The organism is Nocardioides sp. (assembly GCF_047602075.1).
Classification (GTDB): Bacteria; Actinomycetota; Actinomycetes; order Propionibacteriales; family Nocardioidaceae; genus Nocardioides.
Genome location: NZ_JASGIF010000002.1, coordinates 23,706 through 43,435, shown reverse-complemented (window position 1 = coordinate 43,435; position 19,730 = coordinate 23,706). Strand labels below are relative to the sequence as shown.

19 protein-coding genes are annotated in these 19,730 nt (G+C 69.7%); 14 read left to right on the top strand and 5 right to left on the bottom strand.

Annotated elements, in window-relative coordinates:
* Window positions 1-251 precede the first annotated feature (251 nt).
* The 3 genes from QM714_RS12900 to QM714_RS12890 all read left to right on the top strand — a co-directional run bounded on the left by QM714_RS12900 (window position 252) and on the right by QM714_RS12890 (window position 3,347).
* Window positions 252-458 (top strand): hypothetical protein, encoded by a 207-nt coding sequence (locus tag QM714_RS12900; RefSeq protein ID WP_415101194.1) that lies wholly within the window; start codon window positions 252-254, stop codon window positions 456-458.
* Window positions 459-601: 143 nt separating this feature from the next.
* The gene (locus tag QM714_RS12895) at window positions 602-1,777 is read left to right on the top strand and encodes an ATP-binding protein (RefSeq protein WP_415101192.1); all 1,176 of its coding nucleotides are present in this window, start codon (window positions 602-604) and stop codon (window positions 1,775-1,777) included.
* A 355-nt stretch (window positions 1,778-2,132) separates the two neighbouring features.
* The gene (locus QM714_RS12890; protein WP_415101190.1) at window positions 2,133-3,347 is read left to right on the top strand and encodes an LssY C-terminal domain-containing protein; all 1,215 of its coding nucleotides are present in this window, start codon (window positions 2,133-2,135) and stop codon (window positions 3,345-3,347) included.
* Window positions 3,348-3,370: 23 nt separating this feature from the next.
* On the opposite strand, the gene QM714_RS12885 is transcribed toward QM714_RS12890, so the two are convergent.
* On the bottom strand, window positions 3,371-4,474 hold the full coding sequence (locus QM714_RS12885; RefSeq protein ID WP_415101188.1) for a DNA glycosylase AlkZ-like family protein: 1,104 nt from the start codon (window positions 4,472-4,474) through the stop codon (window positions 3,371-3,373).
* Between the two features lie 79 nt (window positions 4,475-4,553).
* Between QM714_RS12885 and QM714_RS12880 the strand changes: the two genes are divergently transcribed.
* The 9 genes from QM714_RS12880 to QM714_RS12840 all read left to right on the top strand — a co-directional run bounded on the left by QM714_RS12880 (window position 4,554) and on the right by QM714_RS12840 (window position 14,077).
* Entirely contained in the window at window positions 4,554-5,339 is a 786-nt protein-coding gene (locus QM714_RS12880) for a maleylpyruvate isomerase N-terminal domain-containing protein (protein WP_415101186.1), read from the top strand.
* A gap of 111 nt (window positions 5,340-5,450) precedes the next feature.
* On the top strand, window positions 5,451-5,948 hold the full coding sequence (locus tag QM714_RS12875; protein WP_415101184.1) for a hypothetical protein: 498 nt from the start codon (window positions 5,451-5,453) through the stop codon (window positions 5,946-5,948).
* Window positions 5,845-6,747, top strand: a complete 903-nt coding sequence (locus tag QM714_RS12870; protein ID WP_415101182.1) for a cytochrome P450 — start codon at window positions 5,845-5,847, stop codon at window positions 6,745-6,747. Before QM714_RS12875 ends, QM714_RS12870 begins: the two co-directional genes overlap by 104 nt.
* A complete protein-coding gene (locus tag QM714_RS12865) occupies window positions 6,744-6,899 on the top strand; it encodes a hypothetical protein (RefSeq protein WP_415101180.1) in 156 nt (51 codons plus the stop codon). The genes QM714_RS12870 and QM714_RS12865 overlap by 4 nt, the downstream gene beginning before the upstream one ends.
* Before the next feature lie 3 nt (window positions 6,900-6,902).
* Window positions 6,903-8,714, top strand: coding sequence for a 1-acyl-sn-glycerol-3-phosphate acyltransferase (locus QM714_RS12860; RefSeq protein WP_415101178.1), 1,812 nt, complete (start codon window positions 6,903-6,905; stop codon window positions 8,712-8,714).
* 2 nt (window positions 8,715-8,716) lie between these two features.
* A complete protein-coding gene (locus QM714_RS12855; protein ID WP_415101176.1) occupies window positions 8,717-10,150 on the top strand; it encodes an HAD-IB family hydrolase in 1,434 nt (477 codons plus the stop codon).
* A gap of 288 nt (window positions 10,151-10,438) precedes the next feature.
* A complete protein-coding gene (locus QM714_RS12850; RefSeq protein WP_415101174.1) occupies window positions 10,439-11,218 on the top strand; it encodes a glycerophosphodiester phosphodiesterase in 780 nt (259 codons plus the stop codon).
* Window positions 11,219-11,229: 11 nt separating this feature from the next.
* The gene (locus tag QM714_RS12845; RefSeq protein WP_415101172.1) at window positions 11,230-12,162 is read left to right on the top strand and encodes a DUF5926 family protein; all 933 of its coding nucleotides are present in this window, start codon (window positions 11,230-11,232) and stop codon (window positions 12,160-12,162) included.
* 184 nt (window positions 12,163-12,346) lie between these two features.
* Window positions 12,347-14,077, top strand: coding sequence for a sulfatase (locus tag QM714_RS12840; RefSeq protein ID WP_415101170.1), 1,731 nt, complete (start codon window positions 12,347-12,349; stop codon window positions 14,075-14,077).
* A gap of 117 nt (window positions 14,078-14,194) precedes the next feature.
* Here QM714_RS12840 and QM714_RS12835 read toward each other — a convergent pair whose 3' ends face one another.
* Window positions 14,195-15,196: a sulfotransferase family protein gene (locus tag QM714_RS12835; RefSeq protein WP_415101168.1), complete on the bottom strand. Its 1,002-nt coding sequence runs from the start codon at window positions 15,194-15,196 to the stop codon at window positions 14,195-14,197.
* A 106-nt stretch (window positions 15,197-15,302) separates the two neighbouring features.
* On the opposite strand from QM714_RS12835, the gene QM714_RS12830 reads away from it, so the two are divergent.
* Window positions 15,303-16,118 (top strand): CPBP family intramembrane glutamic endopeptidase, encoded by an 816-nt coding sequence (locus QM714_RS12830; RefSeq protein WP_415101166.1) that lies wholly within the window; start codon window positions 15,303-15,305, stop codon window positions 16,116-16,118.
* Window positions 16,119-16,131: 13 nt separating this feature from the next.
* On the opposite strand, the gene QM714_RS12825 is transcribed toward QM714_RS12830, so the two are convergent.
* Window positions 16,132-16,722: a TMEM165/GDT1 family protein gene (locus QM714_RS12825; protein WP_415101164.1), complete on the bottom strand. Its 591-nt coding sequence runs from the start codon at window positions 16,720-16,722 to the stop codon at window positions 16,132-16,134.
* Window positions 16,723-16,774: 52 nt separating this feature from the next.
* Entirely contained in the window at window positions 16,775-17,614 is an 840-nt protein-coding gene (locus tag QM714_RS12820) for a prephenate dehydratase (RefSeq protein WP_415101162.1), read from the bottom strand.
* 82 nt (window positions 17,615-17,696) lie between these two features.
* On the opposite strand from QM714_RS12820, the gene QM714_RS12815 reads away from it, so the two are divergent.
* A complete protein-coding gene (locus QM714_RS12815) occupies window positions 17,697-18,104 on the top strand; it encodes a DUF4446 family protein (RefSeq protein ID WP_415101160.1) in 408 nt (135 codons plus the stop codon).
* Window positions 18,105-18,117: 13 nt separating this feature from the next.
* On the opposite strand, the gene QM714_RS12810 is transcribed toward QM714_RS12815, so the two are convergent.
* The gene (locus tag QM714_RS12810; protein WP_415101158.1) at window positions 18,118-19,692 is read right to left on the bottom strand and encodes a diacylglycerol kinase family protein; all 1,575 of its coding nucleotides are present in this window, start codon (window positions 19,690-19,692) and stop codon (window positions 18,118-18,120) included.
* Window positions 19,693-19,730 lie beyond the last annotated feature (38 nt).

The following is a 19,730-nucleotide window of genomic DNA, read 5'->3' as shown; positions in this document are numbered from 1 at the left end:
GTCAGCTGGGCTTGGGAGTCCCTGGGCGGGCGTACAGCACCCAGGTGATGACCCCGCACACCACCACCGTTGGCCAGGGCCGCCGGGTTGCTTGCCGGGTCGGTGGTGGTGCCTGGTTCCCAGGTGCCACAGCGACAGGAGCGACCACCGCGGGCCGGCAATTCGGGCAGCAGCCGGAGCTCCGAGCCCCGGTAGCCGCCCCGTGGTGGCGAAGCCAAGGGTCCAGCCCGCCCGGCAGCTACCCTGTGCCCATGGCGGGTAGGTGGTGGAAGGCGATCGGGCTGGCGGGGGTGGCTGGCGTCGCCGCGACGGGCGTGGTGGTGGCCCGACGGGAGCGGCAGCGGCGCGCGTACACCCCCGAGGAGGTGCGCGACCGGCTCCAGGCGCGGTACGCCGAGCTCGGTGAACAGGCCCGGCAGGAGGCTGTCGAGTCCTGGAAGACGCGCCGCCAGGACTGAGCGGTCAGGTCTGAGGGGCTGGGTCTGAGGGGCCGGGTCTGAGGGGCCGGGGCTGAGCCCGGACCGGGCTGGGGGTGCGCAGAGGCTACGCCACGCCGTACCACGTCTAGGGCTGACGCTAGAGAGCGCCATACAGTCCTGACATGGATCCGGTCCGCAATCCCTACGCCCCGGGCGCTGGGCAGCGGCCGCCCGAGTTGGCCGGGCGGGACCGGGAGCTGGAGCAGTTCGAGGTGACCTTGGAGCGGGTCGCGGCGGGCCGCCCCGAGCGCAGCATGGTGTTGTCCGGGCTGCGCGGCGTGGGCAAGACCGTGCTGCTCAACGCGCTCCGCGGGCAGGCGGTCAACCGGGTGTGGGGCACCGGCAAGGTCGAGGCGCGGCCGGACCAGTCGATCCGGCTCCCGCTCGCCCAGGCCGTGCACGCCGCGGTGCGTGAGGTCGCCCACCGGCATCGGGACCCGGACCGGGTCGACGGGGTGGCAGGCGTCGTCAAGAGCTTTGCCCAGCGGACCGGCCTGCCGGATCGGCGTGGGCTGCGCTGGATCCCACCCGTGGACGTGGTCGCCACCAAGGGCCGTGCCGACTCCGGTGACCTCGAGCTGGACCTCATCGAGCTGTTCAGTGACGTGGGCTCGCTCGCGCGTGACCTCTCGGTCGGCGTAGCCCTCTTCGTCGACGAGATGCAAGACATCCCGACCGCCGAGCTCGGCGCGTTGTGCGGTGCCGCCCACGAGATGAGTCAGCAGGGCGCTCCCGTCCTGCTCGTCGGCGCCGGGTTGCCGCACCTGCCGACCGTGCTGGCCGCCTCGAAGTCGTACGCCGAGCGTCTCTTCCGCTACGTCGCCGTAGACCGGCTACCGCGCGAGATGGCCGATCGTGCCTGGCGGGTGCCGGCGGCAGAGGAGGGCGTCGACTTCGAGCCCGGGGCACTCGATCTGCTCTATGAGATGACCGACGGCTATCCCTACTTCGTGCAGGCCTACGGCAAGGTCACCTGGGACGCGGCCGTGGGCTCGCCCATCCGCAGCGACGACGTGCGCGCCGGCGCCCCCGAGGCCGAAGCGGAGCTCGCGGTCGGCTTCTTCGGTGCCCGCTTCGAGCGCGCCACCCCTGCCGAGCGCGACTACCTAACCGCGATGGCGGACCTGGGCGCCGACCAGGTGCCCACCGCCGAGGTCGCCGACCACCTCGACCGCCGACCCCAGTCGCTCTCGCCGGCCCGCGACGGGCTGATCAAGAAGGGCCTCATCTACGCCGCCGAGCGCGGCTCGGTCGCCTTCACCGTGCCCCACTTCGGCACCTTCCTGCGGAGTCGGTGAGCTATCGGTGACCGATCCGCAGCGCACCGTTCTGCGACCACCGACCTAGAGGTTCCGCCAAGAGGGTGAATGTCGGCTGGCCGCCGCCCCAGCACGCACCTGGGCACCTTCTCCTCAGTCACCGGGCCTCCGGCCCGTCTCCCTCGTCGGCGGCACTCATGCACGCACTGGAACGACGTCCAACTCGACAGCCCCTATTGGCGGAACCTCCTAGGAAGGTCGGTGTGGATCCAGCTCGACGAGGATCTGCTGGCCACACTCGGCTTGCTCCGTGGTGACGACGCAGTGAGTGGTGGCCGCGGGCTGGGCGGGACGGGCGGTCGCGAGTGAGCACCTCCGGTGACACACTGTCGCTGTGAGCCTCCCGACCAAGGTCCGCACCATTCCGGGTGTCGTCGCTGATCGGGCACACCTGGTCGACCGGATCTTCTTCGGTCTCGGCACGATCGCGGCAATCTGGTTGGCCTATGCGCTGGTGCAGGTCAACGACCGGCTGACCTGGTGGACGGTGGTGGCACTGGTCGTCTTCTGGCTGGTGTTGGCCTATCTGGCCCTGCCCCGGCTGAACAGGATCCTGGCGAGCATCTACGTCCCGGACTACTTCATCGGTCGGACGCGCACCTCGGACGGCCTGCTGGGCGACCCGCTCAACCTCGCCGTGCGCGGCACGGCGGAGCAGCTGGCCACGGTGATGAAGCGCGCCGGTTGGACCCTGGCCGACCCCGTCGACCTGAGCAGCTCGGCGAAGATCGTCGCCGCCACCTTGGCCCGACGCAGCTACCCGGAAGCGCCGGTCAGTCCGCTCTTCCTCTTCGGCAGGGCCCAAGACGCGGCCTACCAACAAGAGGTCGACGGCAACCCCGGGCAGCGTCACCACGTGCGGTTCTGGCGTACGCCGGACGGCTGGCCGCTGCCCGGAGGCCACCGAGTCGACTGGCTCGGCGGCGGCACCTACGACCGCCGGGTAGGGCTCTCGCTGTTCACCCTCCAAGTGACCCACAAGATCGACGCCGACATCGACGTCGAGCGCGACCATGTCGTCGACACCGTCCAGGCAGCGGCGCCAGAGGCCAAGGTGGTGCCGCTGGTGGACTTCACCACGAGCTACCACTCCCGCAACGGCGGCGGCGACGCGATCCACACCGATGGCACCTTGCCGATCCTGGAGCTGGCTGCGGTCGCCCCCGACCCGGGTGCTCCAGATCTGCGACCCGTCGTGTCCGACCGGATCCCGATCCAGGTGGTGCTGCCGATCGCGACCAGCCTGCTGGCCGCGGTGTGGTTCGTCATCACGGCGGTGACGGTGCGATCTGGGGAGAACGGCCTGGCCTGGACGGCCTTGGGGCTCGCCGTCGCGAACGCCGCCTTGGCCATCGCCGTCCTGCGCAGGTCGGCCATCGCGCGTCGGACCCTGCTCGTGATCGCAGTGGTGAGCGTGCTTCTCCGAGCCACCCAGTTTCATGTGGTCGACGACGGCCGCCTCCAGGCGCTGGCGCACGCGGCCGTCTCGGTCCTGGAGCTGATCGCGCTCTCCTCCTCGGCAGCGAGCCGCTGGACCCGCCGCCGCTGACCGTCCGGCGACCGGAGATGGAGTCAGGGGAGGACGACGGCCAAGCCGAGCCAGTCGGCCAGCGCCTCGATCTCGTCGTGGACGGCCGCGCGCTGGGTGGCCGACCAATCGCCATCGTCGTGCAACGCATGCACGATCAGCTCGCCCGCCGGGTGGTCGGCGGTGGCGTCGAGCTTGCCGACCAGACGGTCGCCGTAGAGCACCGGCAGCGCCCAGTACCCCCACCGGCGCTGACGAACCGGCTTGTACATCTCCAGCTGGTAGTCGAACTCGAAGATCTCTGCCATCCGCTTGCGGTCGAAGACCAGGCGATCCAGCGGTGAGAGCAGCGCCGCCCGCCCTCGGAACGGCTGTCCGAGCAGGCCAGGGTCCACCCGCCACCGGCCACGCACGCCGTCGACCACAGCCGCCTCGCCAGCCTCACCGACGTCGTTGGGCTCGGCAGGGGTGACCGCGGCGCGCGCCCGGGCGATGCCCAAGGAGGCGAGCCGGCGTCGGCCCTGCTCGGCCTTCGCCTCATCGAGCGGCACCACCGGATCGTCCGGATAGACCCGCTCCGCCAGGTCCCAGAGCTTCTCGGCGCCCTCCCGAGCCGACAGCGCGACCTCGCCGCGCGCGACCATGAAGGTGAGCAGCTTCTGCACGCTCTTGTTGTTGGTCCAGCCCGACGAGCGCCACGGGCGCACGATCGTGTCTGGTAGCTCGCTCAGCGGAAGCGGCCCGTCGCTGCGGAGCCGGTCGAGGATGTCGAGCCGGCAAGCATCGTTGGCGTCCACCCAGGCGGCGATGCCGACCTGCCAGTCGAGGAGCTCGCCGGCGCCGGGCCAGGCCGCCATCTCCGCCCGGTAGAGGCGGAGATCCTCGGCCGGCCTGATCCGCACGTCCAGCTCCAACAGTCGCTGCTCGTCAAGTGCCTCGCGCATCTCCTCGGGGGAGTACGACGACCCGAGGCGACTCCACGCCACCAGATCAGCGCTGGGCGCGACCACCTTGGTGATGTCGTACTGCACGAAGGTCAGGTGCCGGATCAGCGGCAGCAGCTCCGTGGGTCGATCGGCCGTCAGCCGCTGGGCGGCGACGGCGATCCGTCGAGCCTCACGACGAGTGAGCTGGTGGGGAGCGGCCATGACCGGGAGGCTACGCCGGAGCGTGGACACCGCCGAGGGCGAAGCGGAACAGACTCGCCCACGCGGGGGTTACCTGGGAATGACCACTCTCACCGACCGCACCATCGCCGCGCTCCGACGCCATCACGAAGCGCTTGCCGCGACCGTGCCCTCACTCTCCGACACCGAGTTGGCACTCCGCTCCGGGGCCTCGGACTGGTCGGTGGCAGATGTGTTGTCCCATCTCGGCAGCGGCGCCGAGATCGCCGCGGCCACGCTCAGGTATGCCCTCGGCGAGGGCGACCAGCCCGACCAGGAGTTCAACACCGAAGTGTGGGAGCGCTGGAACGCGCTGTCCGCCCGGGCTCAGGCTGACTCCTTCCTCGTTGCGGACGCCGAGCTGGTCGATCTCTTCGAGAGCCTGACTGCCGAGCAGCGAGCCGGCCTGGAGGTGCCGCTCGGATTCCTGCCGGCGCCGCTGCCGCTGGAGACCTATGCCGGGATGCGGCTCAGCGAGGTGAGCCAGCACTCCTGGGACCTCTTCGTCGCGCTCGATCCGGCCGCAACCCTCGACGCCGAGGCTGCCGAGATCCAGATCGACCACTTCCTGGGTGGACTCGGCTTCTTCCTCGGGTTCACCGGGAAGGCCGACCAGCTGGAGTCCCCGACCGTGCTCGCCGTGGCGGGGACCGACGTCTCACTCGTGATCGACGACTCGGTGCGGTTGACACGCGACCAGGTCGAGCCCACAGCGACGTTCACCGCGCCCCCGGAGGCCGTGGTCCGGTTGCTCGGTGGCCGGCTGAAGGAGCCGTACGTCGGTGAGGTCGAGGTCGCCGGAGCCCTCACCCTGGAAGACCTGCGCCGCGTCTTCCCAGGTTACTGAGAAACCAACGGGCACTACGGGCGCACGTTCCCACGCGGCGATTGCGCCGATCGCCTCCCGGCGGGGTGCCCGCCTTCGTGGGAGGGGCGGGGACCGCCTACGATCGAAGGCATGCCAGGGCTGGTGTCCAATGCCGCGATGCGGGTCCGGCGCAGTCTGATGAAGCGGGCGATGGCCCGCGGCGGGGGAAGCGGCAATCCCGACCTGACCAGCCTGCGCCGGGTGCCGCGCCGAGCGACGTACCCCCTGCGCCGGGACGGCATCGACCCGGTGCAGCGACTCCGGGACGTCCAGGCCAAGGAGCCGGTCACCCGCGTGACCCGGCTGCTGGGCATGAACGTCTGGCTGGTCACGGGCTACGACGAGGCGCGCGCGGTGCTGGCCGACTCGACCAACTACAGCAACAACATCCGGCATCTCCTCGGCGCCGCCGAGCGATCCGGCGCCAACGAGGTCGGCGGTCTCGGCATGACCGACCCGCCGGATCACACCAAGCTTCCGAGCGATGCTCACCCCGGAGTTCACCCGACGCAGGCTCTCGCGGCTGGACCCCCTGATCGACAAGGTCGTCCAGGAGACCCTCGACGAGATGGCTGCCCACGGGCCTGAGGCCGACCTGGTCTTCGACTTCGGCTTCCGGGTGCCGTTCCGAGTGATCAGCGAGCTGCTCGGACTGCCCGAGATCGACTTCGATCTGTTCCACCAGTTGGGGGCCGCGAGATTCGACGTCAGCAAGGGCGGCGACAGCTCGTTCGGGGCGGCCACCTCCTCGCGGGAGTTCCTCATCGCAGAAGTCGCCCGGCAGCGCACCGACCCTGGTGAGGGTCTGATCGGTGCCATGGTGCGCGACCACGGCGACGAGTTCGACGACGTGGAGCTGGGCGGCGTCGCGGACGGCGTCCTGCTCGGCGGCTACGAGACCAGCGCGAGCATGCTCGTGATGAGCACGTTCCTGCTGGCGGGACAGCCCGAGGCCTGGCAGCTGCTGCAGACCGGCAGCGACGACGAGGTGACGGCCATCGTCGAAGAGCTGCTGCGGATGCTGACGCCGGTGCAGATCGCCTTCGCCCGCTTCGCCCGCGAGGATCACGACCTGTTCGGCAAGCAGGTCCGCAAGGGCGACCCGGTGCTGGTCTCGCTGGTGCAGGCCAACCGGGACCCGCGCACCTGGGACGACCCGGACACCTTCGACCCGCACCGCTCGACGACCCCGTCGCACCTGGCCTTCGGGCACGGCATGCACCGCTGCTTGGGCGCCGAGCTCGGCCGGATGGAGTTGAAGGCCGCCCTGCGCGGGCTGGCGCGCCGCTTCCCGGACCTCGAGCTCACCGGTGAGGACATCGACTTCAGAGAGCTCTCCATCGTGTATGGCATCGACAGCCTGCCGGTGCGACTCTGGCAGCCGTGACGGCGGTCGATCGATCAGGGCTGGCCGAGCAACGGCTTCGAGAGCGCCTCGACCATCTCGAGGTCTCGACCCATGTCGAGCCCCTCGAGGATCCACGCGCCTATGAAGCGGACCTGGGGGTGGACCTCCCCGAGTCCTTCGGGGAGGGTTAGGGCGTGCCGACACCCGCTGCGCTCCACCGGACCCCCGAGTTCAACGCAGCCGTCGCCGATCTGGCGGCTCGCACGGGTCGCCCCGAGGGCGACGTATGCCGCGAGGCCCAGCAGTGCCTCGACGAGATGACCGCGCAGGTCGGCAACCAGGCAACCCAGGTCTGGGACCGGTTGGGGCGGTGGCTGACCCGCTCCTACATCGTGGACGTGGACGCCTCGACCCTGCCCGACTTGCGTGAGCTCGATCGACGCCACTCGCTGGTGTTCTTGCCCAACCACCGCTCCTACCTGGATCCACTGGTGCTGCGCAAGGCTCTGGCCGATCACGGTTTCCCGCCGAACTACATCCTCGGCGGGATCAACCTGGCCATGTGGCCGCTCTCAGAACTGGGCCGGCGCAGTGGCCTGATCTTCATCCGCAGATCGACCCGCGACGACCCGATCTATCCGGCGATGATGCGGCTCTACTTCGGCCAGTTGTTGCGAGGGCACGAGAACCTGGAGTGGTACTTCGAAGGCGGTCGGACCCGCACCGGCAAGCTCCGGCCACCCCGGATGGGGGTGCTGCGCTATCTCGTCGACGCCTTCGCGAGCAACGGTGGCCAGGCCGACGACGTCGCGCTGGTGCCGGTGTCGATCGTCTACGACCAGCAGGCTGAGGTGGCCGCGCTGTCCTTCGAGGAGTCCGGCGGCGCCAAGACTCCCGAGAGCCTGGGCTGGGCATGGCGCTTCGCCAAGGACCAGTCACGGCGTCGCGGCCGGGTCTATGTCCGATTCGGCCCACCGGTCTTCCTGCGGTCCGCGCTCGACGAGGCGGCGGAGCGAGCCGGATCCGCAGATCCGACCGAGGTGGTGCCCCGGGTCGCCTTCGAGGTGGCACACCGGATCAACGCCGCCACCCCGATCACGCCCTCCGCCCTGGTCACCTTCGGGTTGTTGGACAACGACGGCCGGGCGCTGACGCTGGCCCAGACGCTCGGCGTGCTGGAGCCGCTGCTGGAGTACGTCCGGCAGCGTCGCCTGCCGATCACCTCCGACGTCGACCTCGGCCGACCGGACGGCATGCGGCGGGCGCTGCGCACCCTGGTCCGGGAGGGCGTCGTGGAGGAGTTCGACGGCGGCGTCGAGCCGGTCTACCGGATCGCCGCCGACCGGCAACACGAGGCGGCGTTCTATCGCAACACGGTGACCCACTACTTCATCACCCGCGCGATCGTCGAGCTCGCCGCGGTGCAGGCCCAGGCGTCCCCGGAGGCAGCCGACGAGAAGGTCAGCTTGACCCCGGTGATCTGGGAGCGGGCGCTGGCCCTGCGGGACCTCCTCAAATACGAGTTCTTCTTCGCCACCAAGGCGGAGTTCGACGCCGACATCCGGGCCGAGACCGCCCTCACCTCACCCGATCTCGACCCCGACCAGGTGACCGTCAGCATGGTCGTCGCCCGTCAGCAGCAGGCGCGGCTCGTCTTGGCCCACCGGGTGGTGGGGCCCTTCTTGGAGGCCTATCAGGTGGTGGCCGACCGACTCGCCACCCGAGAGCCGGCCGCCCCGGTTGCGGAGGACGAGCTGGTTGCCGAGAGCCTCGGGGTGGCCAAGCAGCGCTGGCTGCAGCACGAGTTGCACAGCCCCGAGTCGATCTCGAAGGACCTGATGACCAACGCACTGAAGCTGGCCGGCAACCGGCAGCTGCTCGGCCCGGGAGGCGAGGACCTGCGGACAGCCCGGGAGGCCTTCGCCGAGGAGCTGCGCGCCGCCGTCCATGCCGTGAGTGTCAACCGAGACATGTCGCTGCACGCCGCGACACCCGAAGGGGAGTGACCATGGCCGACATCGACGACCTGCTCGCCGACATCGAGTCCGGCCCCCAGGGCCCCGAGGTCGGCGCGTTCTTCGACTTCGACGGCACCCTCATCGACGGCTACTCCGCAGCGCTCTACTTCCGAGACCGCCTCACCAGTGGGGACATCGGGGTGTCGGAGCTGTTCCAGACGCTGATCGAGATCTTCAACATGCAGCAGCGCGGCCACGACGTCACCCGTCTGGTCGAAGTCGCGCTGGGCTCACTCGCCGGACGCGACCGTGCGGAGATCGAGCGGTTCAGCCAGGAGCTGTGGCGCAGCAAGGTCGCCGCCAAGGTCTACCCCGAGGCGCGTCGCCTGGTGGCCGCTCACCTGGCTGCCGGCCACACCGTAGCGATGGCGTCCTCGGCGACCCGGTTCCAGGCCCAGGACGCCGCCGCGGACCTCGACATCGAGCACCTCCTGGTCACCGAGGTCGAGGACGAGGACGGCGTCCTCACCGGCAAGGTCGCCGGCCCGATCCTGTGGGGCCCGGGCAAGGCCGAGGCGGTCGTGGCCTTCGCGGCCGAGCGCGGCGTGGACCTGGATCAGTCCTATGCCTACGGCAACGGAGCCGAGGACCTGCTCTACCTCGAGACCGTGGGTCGGCCCCGGCCGCTCAACGCCGACGGCGGCCTCACCGCCGCAGCGAAGGAGCGCGGCTGGCGGGTCTATCGGCTGACCCGACACCTGCGCTTCAACCCGGTCGCCGTCGTGCGCAGCGCAGCCTCGCTGGCCGGACTCGGCACCGGTGTCGCGACGGGGCTCGGACTGGGCCTGGTGAACCGCGACCGCCGTACGGCGCTCGAGGTCGCCTCGACGGTGGGCTCCCAGCTGTCGCTGGCGGCCGCCGGGGTCAAGCTGGACGTGATCGGCGAGGAGAACCTCTGGAGCGCACGCCCCGCGGTCTTCGTGTTCAACCACCAGAGCCAGCTGGACGTTGCAGTGCTCGGCTCGCTGATGCGACGTGACTTCACCGGCGTCGCGAAGAAGGAGCTGAAGAGGGACCCCACCTTCGCGGCGATCGGTTGGCTCGCCGACATCGCCTACGTCGACCGGACCGACGTGACCGCGGCCAAGGCTGCGCTGGAGCCGGCGGTGGAGAGCCTGCGCAAGGGCACCTCGCTGGTCATCGCACCCGAGGGGACCCGCTCTCCCACGCCCAGGTTGCTGCCCTTCAAGAAGGGCGCCTTCCACCTCGCCCTCCAGGCCAAGGTTCCGATGGTCCCCGTCGTCATCCGCAACGCCGGCGAGATCATGGCGCCACACTCGTTCCTGATCAACTCCGGCACCGTCCAGGTCGCCGTGCTTCCCCCGATCAGCACCGCCCGCTGGACCACGAGGACGCTGGACCGTCAGGTCGCCAGGGTCCGGCAGATGTTCCTCGACACTCTCGCCGACTGGCCCACGGGCTGATCGTTCAGGAGTAGTTGAGCCCGAACGTGCGGGAGTCGGGACCAGAACCCCGCCAACGCCCAGGCATCCGCGCAGTCGAAGGTGATGTTGCGGATCGTCGTTTGCATGAGCCGTTCCTTCCGATCGGCCGATCCCCTGTGTGGCCCGTGTGTTCTAGGCGCCTGTGTGTCCTGTGTGGTTGCCTTCTCGTGGTTGCCGACCGCAGCCGCAGCTCGGGCCAGACAGGTCGGGGAAGTTCCTCCGCGGTTCGTGCGGCGCCGTCAGGTCGGTTCGCGCGAGAATGCGCGCATGAGGCCGCAGGTGGTCGCGCATCGTGGGGCCAGCCACGAGAAGCCGGAGCACACTCTCGAGGCCTACGTGCAGGCGCTCGACGAGGGAGCCGGGGCCCTCGAGTGCGACGTACGTCTAACCGCGGACGGCCACCTGGTGTGCGTCCACGACCGGGATCTGCGCCGCACCGCCGACCACCACGGCATCGTCTCCACCATGCATCTGGCCGAGCTCGACGAGCTCGACTTCGCCTCCTGGAAGAACCCGTGGGCCGAGATGGACGACGAGGCGCCGACGGTGGATCGCGCGCTCGGCCGGGTGCTGACCCTGCACCGGCTCCTCGAGACCGTCGCCGACTACGAGCGTCGTGTCGAGATCGCTATCGAGACCAAGCACCCGACCAGGTACGGCGGTCTGGTGGAGCGTCGACTCGCGGAGACGTTGCGTCACTTCGGCTGGCATCGGGAGGGCTCGCCGGCGCGGGTGATGAGCTTCTCCTACAACGCGATGCAGCGGATGAGGCGGCTCACGCCGGACCTGCAGCTGGTGATGTTGGTCGAGCGTCGGCGGGCGTGGCCGGTGTTGGCCCCGGTCATCGGTCGCGACTGGATCCTGGGGCCGGGCATCGCACTGCTGGAGGAGAACCCGAAGCTGGCGGCGGCCATGGTCGCGAGCGGGCACGACCTCCATGTCTGGACGGTCAACACCGAGGCCCAGCTCGAGACCTGCCTCCGACTGGGCGTGAAGGCGGTCATCACCGACCGACCGGCGTACATCCTCCAACTGCTGGACGGGTAGGTTCGGGCGCCATGGGAAAGCGCTCACGCACGAAGACCCGCACTCGGCTGGCGACACCCGGTGAGGTGGGTCCGCGGCAGCCATGCCCGTGTGGCTCGGGCCGCCGCTACAAGGCCTGCCACGGGGCGGCCGGAGGTGGCCCGGCGCCGTATGTCGGACGACCGTTCGAGGGGCTGACCTCGGAGTGTGACCTGGTCGCCATGCGGGACCTGGTGCCTGCCGCCACGGCGCCGCTGGCCCTGCAGGATTCGGAGCGTCAGGTCGTGCTCTGTTCGGTCCTTCCCGGTGCGGCGCCGGCACTCGTGCGAGACAGCGGTGCGATCTGGCTGGGCCTGCAGGTCCAGCACGACTTCGGCGACCCGGCCCGCGACCTGGGCGCGGTCCTGGTGCGAGCCCTGGACGCCGAGACCGGCGTGGTCGGGCTCACCGATCCGCCGGGGCCCGGACCGCGGCTGCAGGACCTGGTCCTCGACGAGCCCTGGCAGGTCACCGTCCATGACGGCTTCGACTTCTGGGTGTCCGACCTGGACGAGGTGCCCGAGGCTCTGCAGGCGGCGATCGAGCAGGCCAACGCGGCCGCCAGCCCGACCCGGCGCCTGTCCGGCGTGGGGGCGGCGTACTGGACCGACGTCGGCGCCAAGGAGCATCTGCGCTGGGTGATGCCCCAACCCGAGGACGCGCTGCTCGACGCGCTCGCCCGGCTGCACGCTGCCGGTCAGGATCGGCTGGTGCCCGACGGACGGCTGGTGGGGATGTTCCGTGCCTACGGCCTACTCGCGCCGGTGTGGGACCTCGTTCCCGGGACCGGCGCGGCTGCCCTCCAGGAACCGGCGGCCGCCTTCGCCGAGGCTCTCGAGCAGGCTCTCGCCGACGAGACACCTCTCACCGCGCAGGAGCGGTCGGCCAGATCGGGGCTGGCCAACCGGCAGGTCACCATCCGTTGAATCGTGAAGGGGCCCCCGAAATCTCATATAGGATTCACAGGTAGTGGCGGTTGTCCACGGGTCATGGCCGCAGGTAGATTGCGAGCCGCCCGGCTGTTGTTGCATCCCCCGTCAGCAACAGCCGGGCTTTCACTCTCGGGCTGTCGAGTCGGGCGGAACCAAGCCTGCCAGGAGTGAGAGAGCAATGAGCGTCCGAGGGTTGCTCTCGGTCGCTGTGGCGTCGTTGCTCACCCTGCTTCTTGCCCCGGTCGGAGCCCACGACGCCGACGCCGCGTCGGTGAGTCGGCGCCGCGGCTACACGCGGGTCGAGCCCGGCAGCGCTGACGACCTGCTGACCTGGCTCAGCAGGAAGTCGCCTCGCCACGTGGCGCAGTCCAAGCGCCCGAACATCGTCGTGGTGATGGCCGACGACATGCGCTACGACGACCTGAGATTCGCCCCGCACGTGCGGTCCTTGGCGCGCAAGGGGGTGACCTTCGACAACGTCTTCTCCTCCTACCCCCTGTGCTGTCCGGCTCGCGCCTCGTTCTTCAGCGGTCAGCTGCCCCACAACCATGGCGTGATGGACACCCGCCGGCCGTATGGCTACCAGACCTTTGACGACGCCCGTTCGCTGGCGACGGCGTTGAGGGCTGCGGGCTACCGCACCGGCTTCGTGGGGAAGTACCTCAACGGCTATGGCCGTGACCGGTCGTTGGTCTCCGGCGAGCGCAGCTTCACCTATGTGCCGCGCGGCTGGACGGACTGGGCGGCGACCTTCGCCGGCGCTCACGCCAAGGGGATCAAGGGCGGCACGTATCAATACTTCCGATCGCCGTTCAACGTCAACGGCAAGATCGACGATCGCCGGTTCCGCGGTCGCTATCAGACCGACATCATCGGGAAGTTCTCCCGGGCGCTGGTCAAGAAGTACGCCGCCAAGCGGGCGCCGTACTTCTTGAGCATCAACTTCGTCGCCCCGCACGACGGCACACCCGCCGAGCCGGACGACCCGGCGCCGTTCCAGCGCGGTGACGAGCAGGTCGACCTCACCACGCCCGCTCGGCCGGACTGGGTCAAGGGTCTCTTCGACGACGACGTCACCCGGGCCCCGGGTGTTGCGCTCGACGGGAGCGCGGAGCAGGTCGCCAAGAACAAGCCGAGCCCGTTTGCGAAGCTCCCGCCGCTGCAGCAGGTCGAGAAGGATGCGCTGACCGAGGTGACCCGGCAGCGAGCCGAGGCCATCTATGTGATGGACAAACGCATCGGTCAGTTGGTGGCCCAACTCAAGAGCGCCGGGGAGTGGAGGAACACGGTCTTGATCGTGACCAGCGACAACGGCTTCTTCCTCGGCGAACATCGCTGGCTGACGGGCAAGCGGTGGGGCTACGAGCCGTCTCTGCGCATCCCTCTCATCGTCGCCGGGAAGGGCATCTCGAAACGGGAACACCGGACGGATCCGGTCACCATGGTCGACCTGACCGCCACGATCCTCGACATCGCTGACGCCTCGCCGCCACGGACCCCCGACGGTGCCTCTCGGTTGGCGACGCTGAAGAAGGGAGACCGTGGCTGGACCAGGCCGGTGCTCTACGAGGCGATGGTCCATGGGATCCCCGACGCGGGACTTCCGGAGTTCCACGACGCCCGCGATGCCATCGGGGTGCGCACGGCGCAGTATGCCTACTTCCGCTACATCGACGGCAGTGAAGAGCTCTACGACCTCGCCACCGATCCGCAGGAGTTCTCGAACGTCGCGAGCTGGACTCGCTATCAAGGTGTGCTCGGTGAGTTGCGCGAGGTCTGGGCGGGTCTGGTCGACTGCGTCGGCGCGGAGTGTCGGCGTCCGCTGCCCGCCGACCTGCGGACCGATCCCAAGCGGACCCGCGAGCTGGCCGACCTCTACGCCGCCGGGATCAAGCGCGTCTACGGCTAGTGGCCTGCCGCGGTCTTGGGGTGGCAAAGTGCCCCGTATACCGGTTTCCGACCCGCTACAGGGCCGGGGGAGTTGGGTCAGGGCAACCCGGACGGCGGCGAGTCTCAGAACACGTACTCAGACGCCGGCGAGCCAGGGGTCGGTCGGGGCGGGGAGGTCGGGGCTTCGGCGCTGCTCGAAGGAGCCGCGACTGCGGGTGGAGGTCCAGTCGGAGAAGTCCTCGCCGGTGAGGCGGGAGAGCAGGGCGATGTCGGCCTCGAAGGCCGGGAGCAGGCGAGCTCGCTGCTCGGCGGTGAGTTGCGGACGGTGGCGCTCACCGGGGCCGCCCAACTGGGCGATCAGCGGAGCGCTGGCGCGGCGCCACACCTGGGGCGGAGCGAACTGACCGAGCCAGGCGGTGGCACGCACCACCGGCCCGAGAGTGCGGGTGCGCCAGCCCTCCTCGACGAAGTTGCGGGTGTTGTCGCGCGGGATCGCTTCGACCTGGCCGGTGGCGATGCCCAGGAAGCGGCAGGCTCGATCCACCGCCTCGACCGGAGTGTCGACGAGCTCGCGATAGCGCAGCATCAGGATCCGGTCGGGGTCGACGCACGAGTGCAGATGCGCCAACTGCCCGCCGTAGCGGCCCAGCTCCCGATATCGCCAGAACGGTGCCCAGCCCGCGTCGATGCGCTGCTGCTCGAGGGCGAAGGCCAGCTCGAAGTCGGCCACCGGTTCCAGTCCGTCGCACCACAGGTGCATCCAGTTGGAGTACGCGCGATCGATCGGGTCGCGCACCACGACGATGATGCGCACCTCGGGCAGGTGTTCGGCGATGCGGAGGTGGGCGCCGGTGCTCCACAGGTAGAACGGCGTCGCCTCACCCCTGACCGCGCGCCGGGGCGCATCGGCGAAGAGGGCGGCGTATTCCTCGGCACGCCAGATCCACTCCTGCTGGGAGTGCGCGTCCCCCGGCCCGCGCCAGGCGGGAGGAGGTGCGCCGTCGCAGAGCCAGAACTTCGGCTCCTTGGGCCGGGAGACGAACACCTCGGGATGCTGGGCGAGCGCCGTGTGCAGGGCGGTCGTGCCGGCCTTGGGTGCTCCTGCGATGAGGAAGTCGGGTGCTGGCGGCCTGGACATCACGCCTCCAATAATGAATTAAGTCGAGTTGTCTACAAGACTATAGCGGGCAGAACGGGTGCGACTCCAGATGGTCTGCCTTGGCCCCAGGTGGCACAGTGACCGCGTGTCCGAGATCCAGGCTGGACCCACTGCCACGCCCAGCGCACCACTGACCCGTCGGCTCATCTGGGTGGAGATCGGGCTCGTGCTGGCGCTCTCTTTGGGCCGCTCCGGCGTCTATGCCCTGGTCAACCTGATCGAGGTCGCCACCGAACCCGGCAGGCTCTCGTCGAGCACGGCGGTGATGAACCAGAGTCTGGCACCCGGCCGGGAGTGGTTCGACCTGCTCTACCAGCTGCTCGGCATCGGATTCGGGCTGGTGCCGGTGCTGCTGGCGGCCTACCTGCTGGTGCGATCAGGTGTGCGCCCCGCCGTGGTCTGGTTCGGCGCGGTCGGCCGCCGGGTGTCGGGTCGGCTGGTGGCCGCCGACCTGGGCCGCGGCGCCATCGTCGCTGCGGTGGTGGGGAGCACCGGGATCGCGTTCTACCTGTTCACCCATGCGCTCGGGATCAACTTGACCGTAGTGCCGGAGGCGCTGCCGTCAGCCTGGTGGAAGATCCCCATCCTGGTCGGCTGGGCGCTGGAGAACGCCTTCTTGGAAGAGTGCGTCGTCCTCGGCTTCGTCCAGCTCCGCCTCCGCCAGCTGGGGATGCGACTACCCGTCGCGATCGGCCTTGCCGCGGTGCTCCGCGGCTCCTACCACCTCTATCAGGGCTGGGGCGGCTTCACCGGCAACCTGGTGATGGGCCTGCTCTTCGGGTGGCTCTACGCGCGCTGGGGCCGGGTCACCCCCCTGATCGTGGCCCACACGCTCCTCGACGTCGGCGCCTTCGTCGGCTACGCGCTGCTGGCGCCGCACGTGTCGTGGTTGCCAGGCTGACAGTGGCTGGGGCTCAGCCGAACGTCTCGTACGCCGTCAGGGCCGCCATCAGCAGGCAGACCACCGCCCCGACGTAGTGCAGCACGTGCAGCTGCACGAAGCGGAGCAGCGTCTTGCCGACTACGACAGCCAACCCGCTGACCGCCAACAGTGCGCCCACGGCGCCGATGAAGACGCTGACCGGGTCGTCGTACTTCGCGACCAGGGTCAAGGTCAGCAGTTGGGAGAGGTCGCCCCACTCCGCGGCGAAGAGCACCAGGAACGACGCGAGGATGACGCGGGCACCGTGCACATCGCCGGCCGCGTCGGCGTACTCCTCCCCCGAGTCGGTCTGGTGGCTGCGCCCCTCGCGAAAGAGCAGCACCGCGCCGACCAGGAACATCGCCATCGCGAGCAGCCGCACCGGTGTCGTCGGCAGCAGCGCCACCGCCTTGCCGACGGCGACTGCGACGGTGGTCTGGACGACGAAGGCGAGCCCGACGCCGATCCAGACGAATAGTGGCCGATAGCGGGTCGACAGCACGAGCGTCGCCAAGAACGTCTTGTCGGGCAGCTCGACGACGGCAATGGCCATGAAGGTCAGCGCGATGATCGTGAGGTCCATCAGGCAGCCCTCGTCAGCCGAAGCCGCCGGGTGGACCACAGGCGCGCGTCCATCAGCTGCGGCGGCCCGGGTCGGCAGGGTAGACGCCGAGGATCTTCACGTCGGTGGTGAAGAAGCGCAGCTCCTCCAGGGCCCGCTTCAGGCCCGGGTCGTCGGGGTGACCGTCGACCTCGGCGAGGAACTGGGTCGCCGCGAAATGGCCGCCGACCATGTAGCTCTCCAGCTTGGTCATGTTCACGCCGTTGGTGGCGAAGCCGCCGAGCGCCTTGTAGAGCGCGGCGGGGAGGTTGCGCACGTTGAAGATGAACGACGTCACCACCGGCCCGTCCCCCCGCGGCGCCTGCACCAACGCTCGGGAGAGGACGACGAACCGCGTGGTGTTGTGGTCCTCGTCCTCCACGTCGTCTCGCAGGATCTGCAGTCCGTAGGTGTCGGCTGCCAACGGAGGAGCCAACGCGGCCAGGGAAAGATCACCGGTCTCCGAGACCTCCCGTGCGGCCCCGGCCGTGTCGCCGGCGATGACGGGGCGGAGCTGGAGCTCACGGATCACCTTGCGGCACTGGCCAAGTGCGTGCACGTGGCTGTGCACGGTCTTGATCGAGTCCAGGTCGGCGCCGGGCAGCGCCATCAGGGCGAACTGGATGCGCAAGAAGTGCTCGGCGATGATGTGCAGGGTCGTGGTCGGCAAGAAGTGATGGATGTCGCTGACCCGACCTGCGATCGAGTTGTCGATCGGGATCAGCGCCAGGTCGGCCTCGTTGCCCTCGACGACCGAGAAGACGTCCTCGAACGAGGCGCACGGCACCGCTTCCATGTCCGGGTAGTGCTGCTTGCACACCAGATGGGAGTTGGCCCCCGGTTCGCCCTGGTAGGCGATGCGTCGCTGACTCACCCGGACAGTTTCCCACGCTCGACCACCCGGGCCGACTGCGCGCCCTCGTCGACTCGCGTGCCGAGCCTTCTACCCTCGGGTCATGATCTGGTGGCTCGTCTTGAACCTGGTGCTGGCCGTCGCCGCTGGGGGCCTCGCGGCGATGGCCTGGCGGCGTACCTCACACCGCGGTGCCGATGAGATCGGTGAACAGGCGCCGGGCGATGTGTTGGCGCTGCGGCGCGAGGTCGCGGCGCTGCAAGCGGAGGGCCACAGAGCGCTGCGGCATCTGTCCGTGGTGCGCTACGACGCCTTCCCCGACGTCGGCGGGCACCAGTCCTGGTCGGTCGCCCTGCTCGACGACTCCGGCGACGGCGTCGTGCTCACCTCGATCCACGGCCGCAGCGGTGGTCGCAGCTATGCCAAGGCGGTCGGCTCCTGGTTCAGCGAGCAACCGCTCTCCCCAGAGGAGGAGCGGTCGATCGCCCTGGCTCGCCCGGCCCCCAACTGAGCCGGAGGAAGGATCAGCGGGGCACCCGGACCAGGACCCGGCCGGGCAGACACTCCAGCTGCAGCTCGCGACCGGCGCCGATGGAGTCGCCGTCGAGCTGGCGAGGGGTGTCGCTGTGGGCGCGCAGGGTGACGGTGCGGCCGGTCATCCGGTTGACCAACTCGTCGGTGCGGCGCTGACGGGCGAGCACGCGGACGGCCAACGGGATCCACGACAAGAATCGCTTGGGGTGCAGCACCACGACATCGAGCAGCCCGTCGTCGATGCGGGCGTCGGGGAGCAGCGGCATCCCGGCCTGCAGGAAGCCCACGTTGCCGACCACCACGGTGCGGGCGCGGTGCCGGGTGAACTCGCTGCCGTCGACCGAGATGTCGACGGCGGCGGCCGGGAACATCAGTGCCTTGACCCCGGAGAGCACATAGGCCAGCCAGCCGACCTTCTTCTTGACCTCCTCGTTGACGCCCTCCATCATCGCGGCGTCGAAGCCCATGCCGGCCATCACCATGAAGTGGGTCTCCTCGAACCCGTCACCGCTCACGGCGGCCAGGTCGATGGCGCGGTCCTGGCCGCTGAAGGCCACATCGACCGCGGCTCGCAAGAAGAGGGGGATGTCTAGGTTGCGGGCCAGCAGGTTGCCGGTGCCTGCCGGGATGATCCCGACCGGGATGCCGGTGCCGGCGAGCTCGGCGCAGACCTCCCGCACGGTGCCGTCGCCGCCGCAGACCAGCACCAGGTCCGCGCCGCCCAGGGCGGCGTCGTGCGCCATGCCGGTGCCGGGGTCCTCGATCGTGGTCTGATACCAGAGCGGCTCGGCCCAGCCGGCCTCGGCGGCCATCGTGGCGACGATGGTGCGCATCGCGGCGAGGTCCTCGACCTTGACCGGGTTGACCACGACGGCGACGTTGCGGTCCGACGGCACGGCGTCGGTCAGCCGTTCGGCCGAGACGGCGTGGCTGCGCGGCAGGGGGCTGTACGACGCCAGCCCCAGCAGCACGATCCCCGCGCCCAGGAGAGCCCCGCCGACCAGGTCGCTCGGGTAGTGCCGGCCGAGCAGGATCCGGTCGGCCATCACCACGAGGACCACGAGGATCGCCACGCCGTAGACGATGCGGCGCAGTCCGCGGCGGCGCACCAGCATCAGCGTCACCACCGAGACGACGCCGGCGAAGGCGACCACGCCCGAGGTGTGACCGGAAGGGTAGGCATGGGTGTGGAGCGCCCGGACCGTGTGCTGCCACTCGGGCCGGTCGACGCCCCAGAGCTGCTTGAGCAGTGCGTTGGCGACACCATCGACGGCCATCACCGCGACCACGAAGACGGCAGCGCGCACATGGTGCTTGATCGACAGCGCGCCGGCGAGCAGCGCGGTGTAGATCGCCATCATCAAGGTGTCGAAGCAGAACTCCACCACCAGCAGCACCTGGTCGAGACCGCGGACGTCGCGGGCCCAGTCGCTGGCGGATCGGCCGAGCTCGTCGATCGAGGAGACCACGCCGACGCCGTTCGAGATCAGCAGCGCCAAGACGAGGAACAGCCCGAGGCAGATGCCCGCCCACGTGAACAGCATGGCGCGGGGTCGGTCGAGCATGAGGGCAGTATGCCGCCCCACCCCCACCGTCGCTGGGT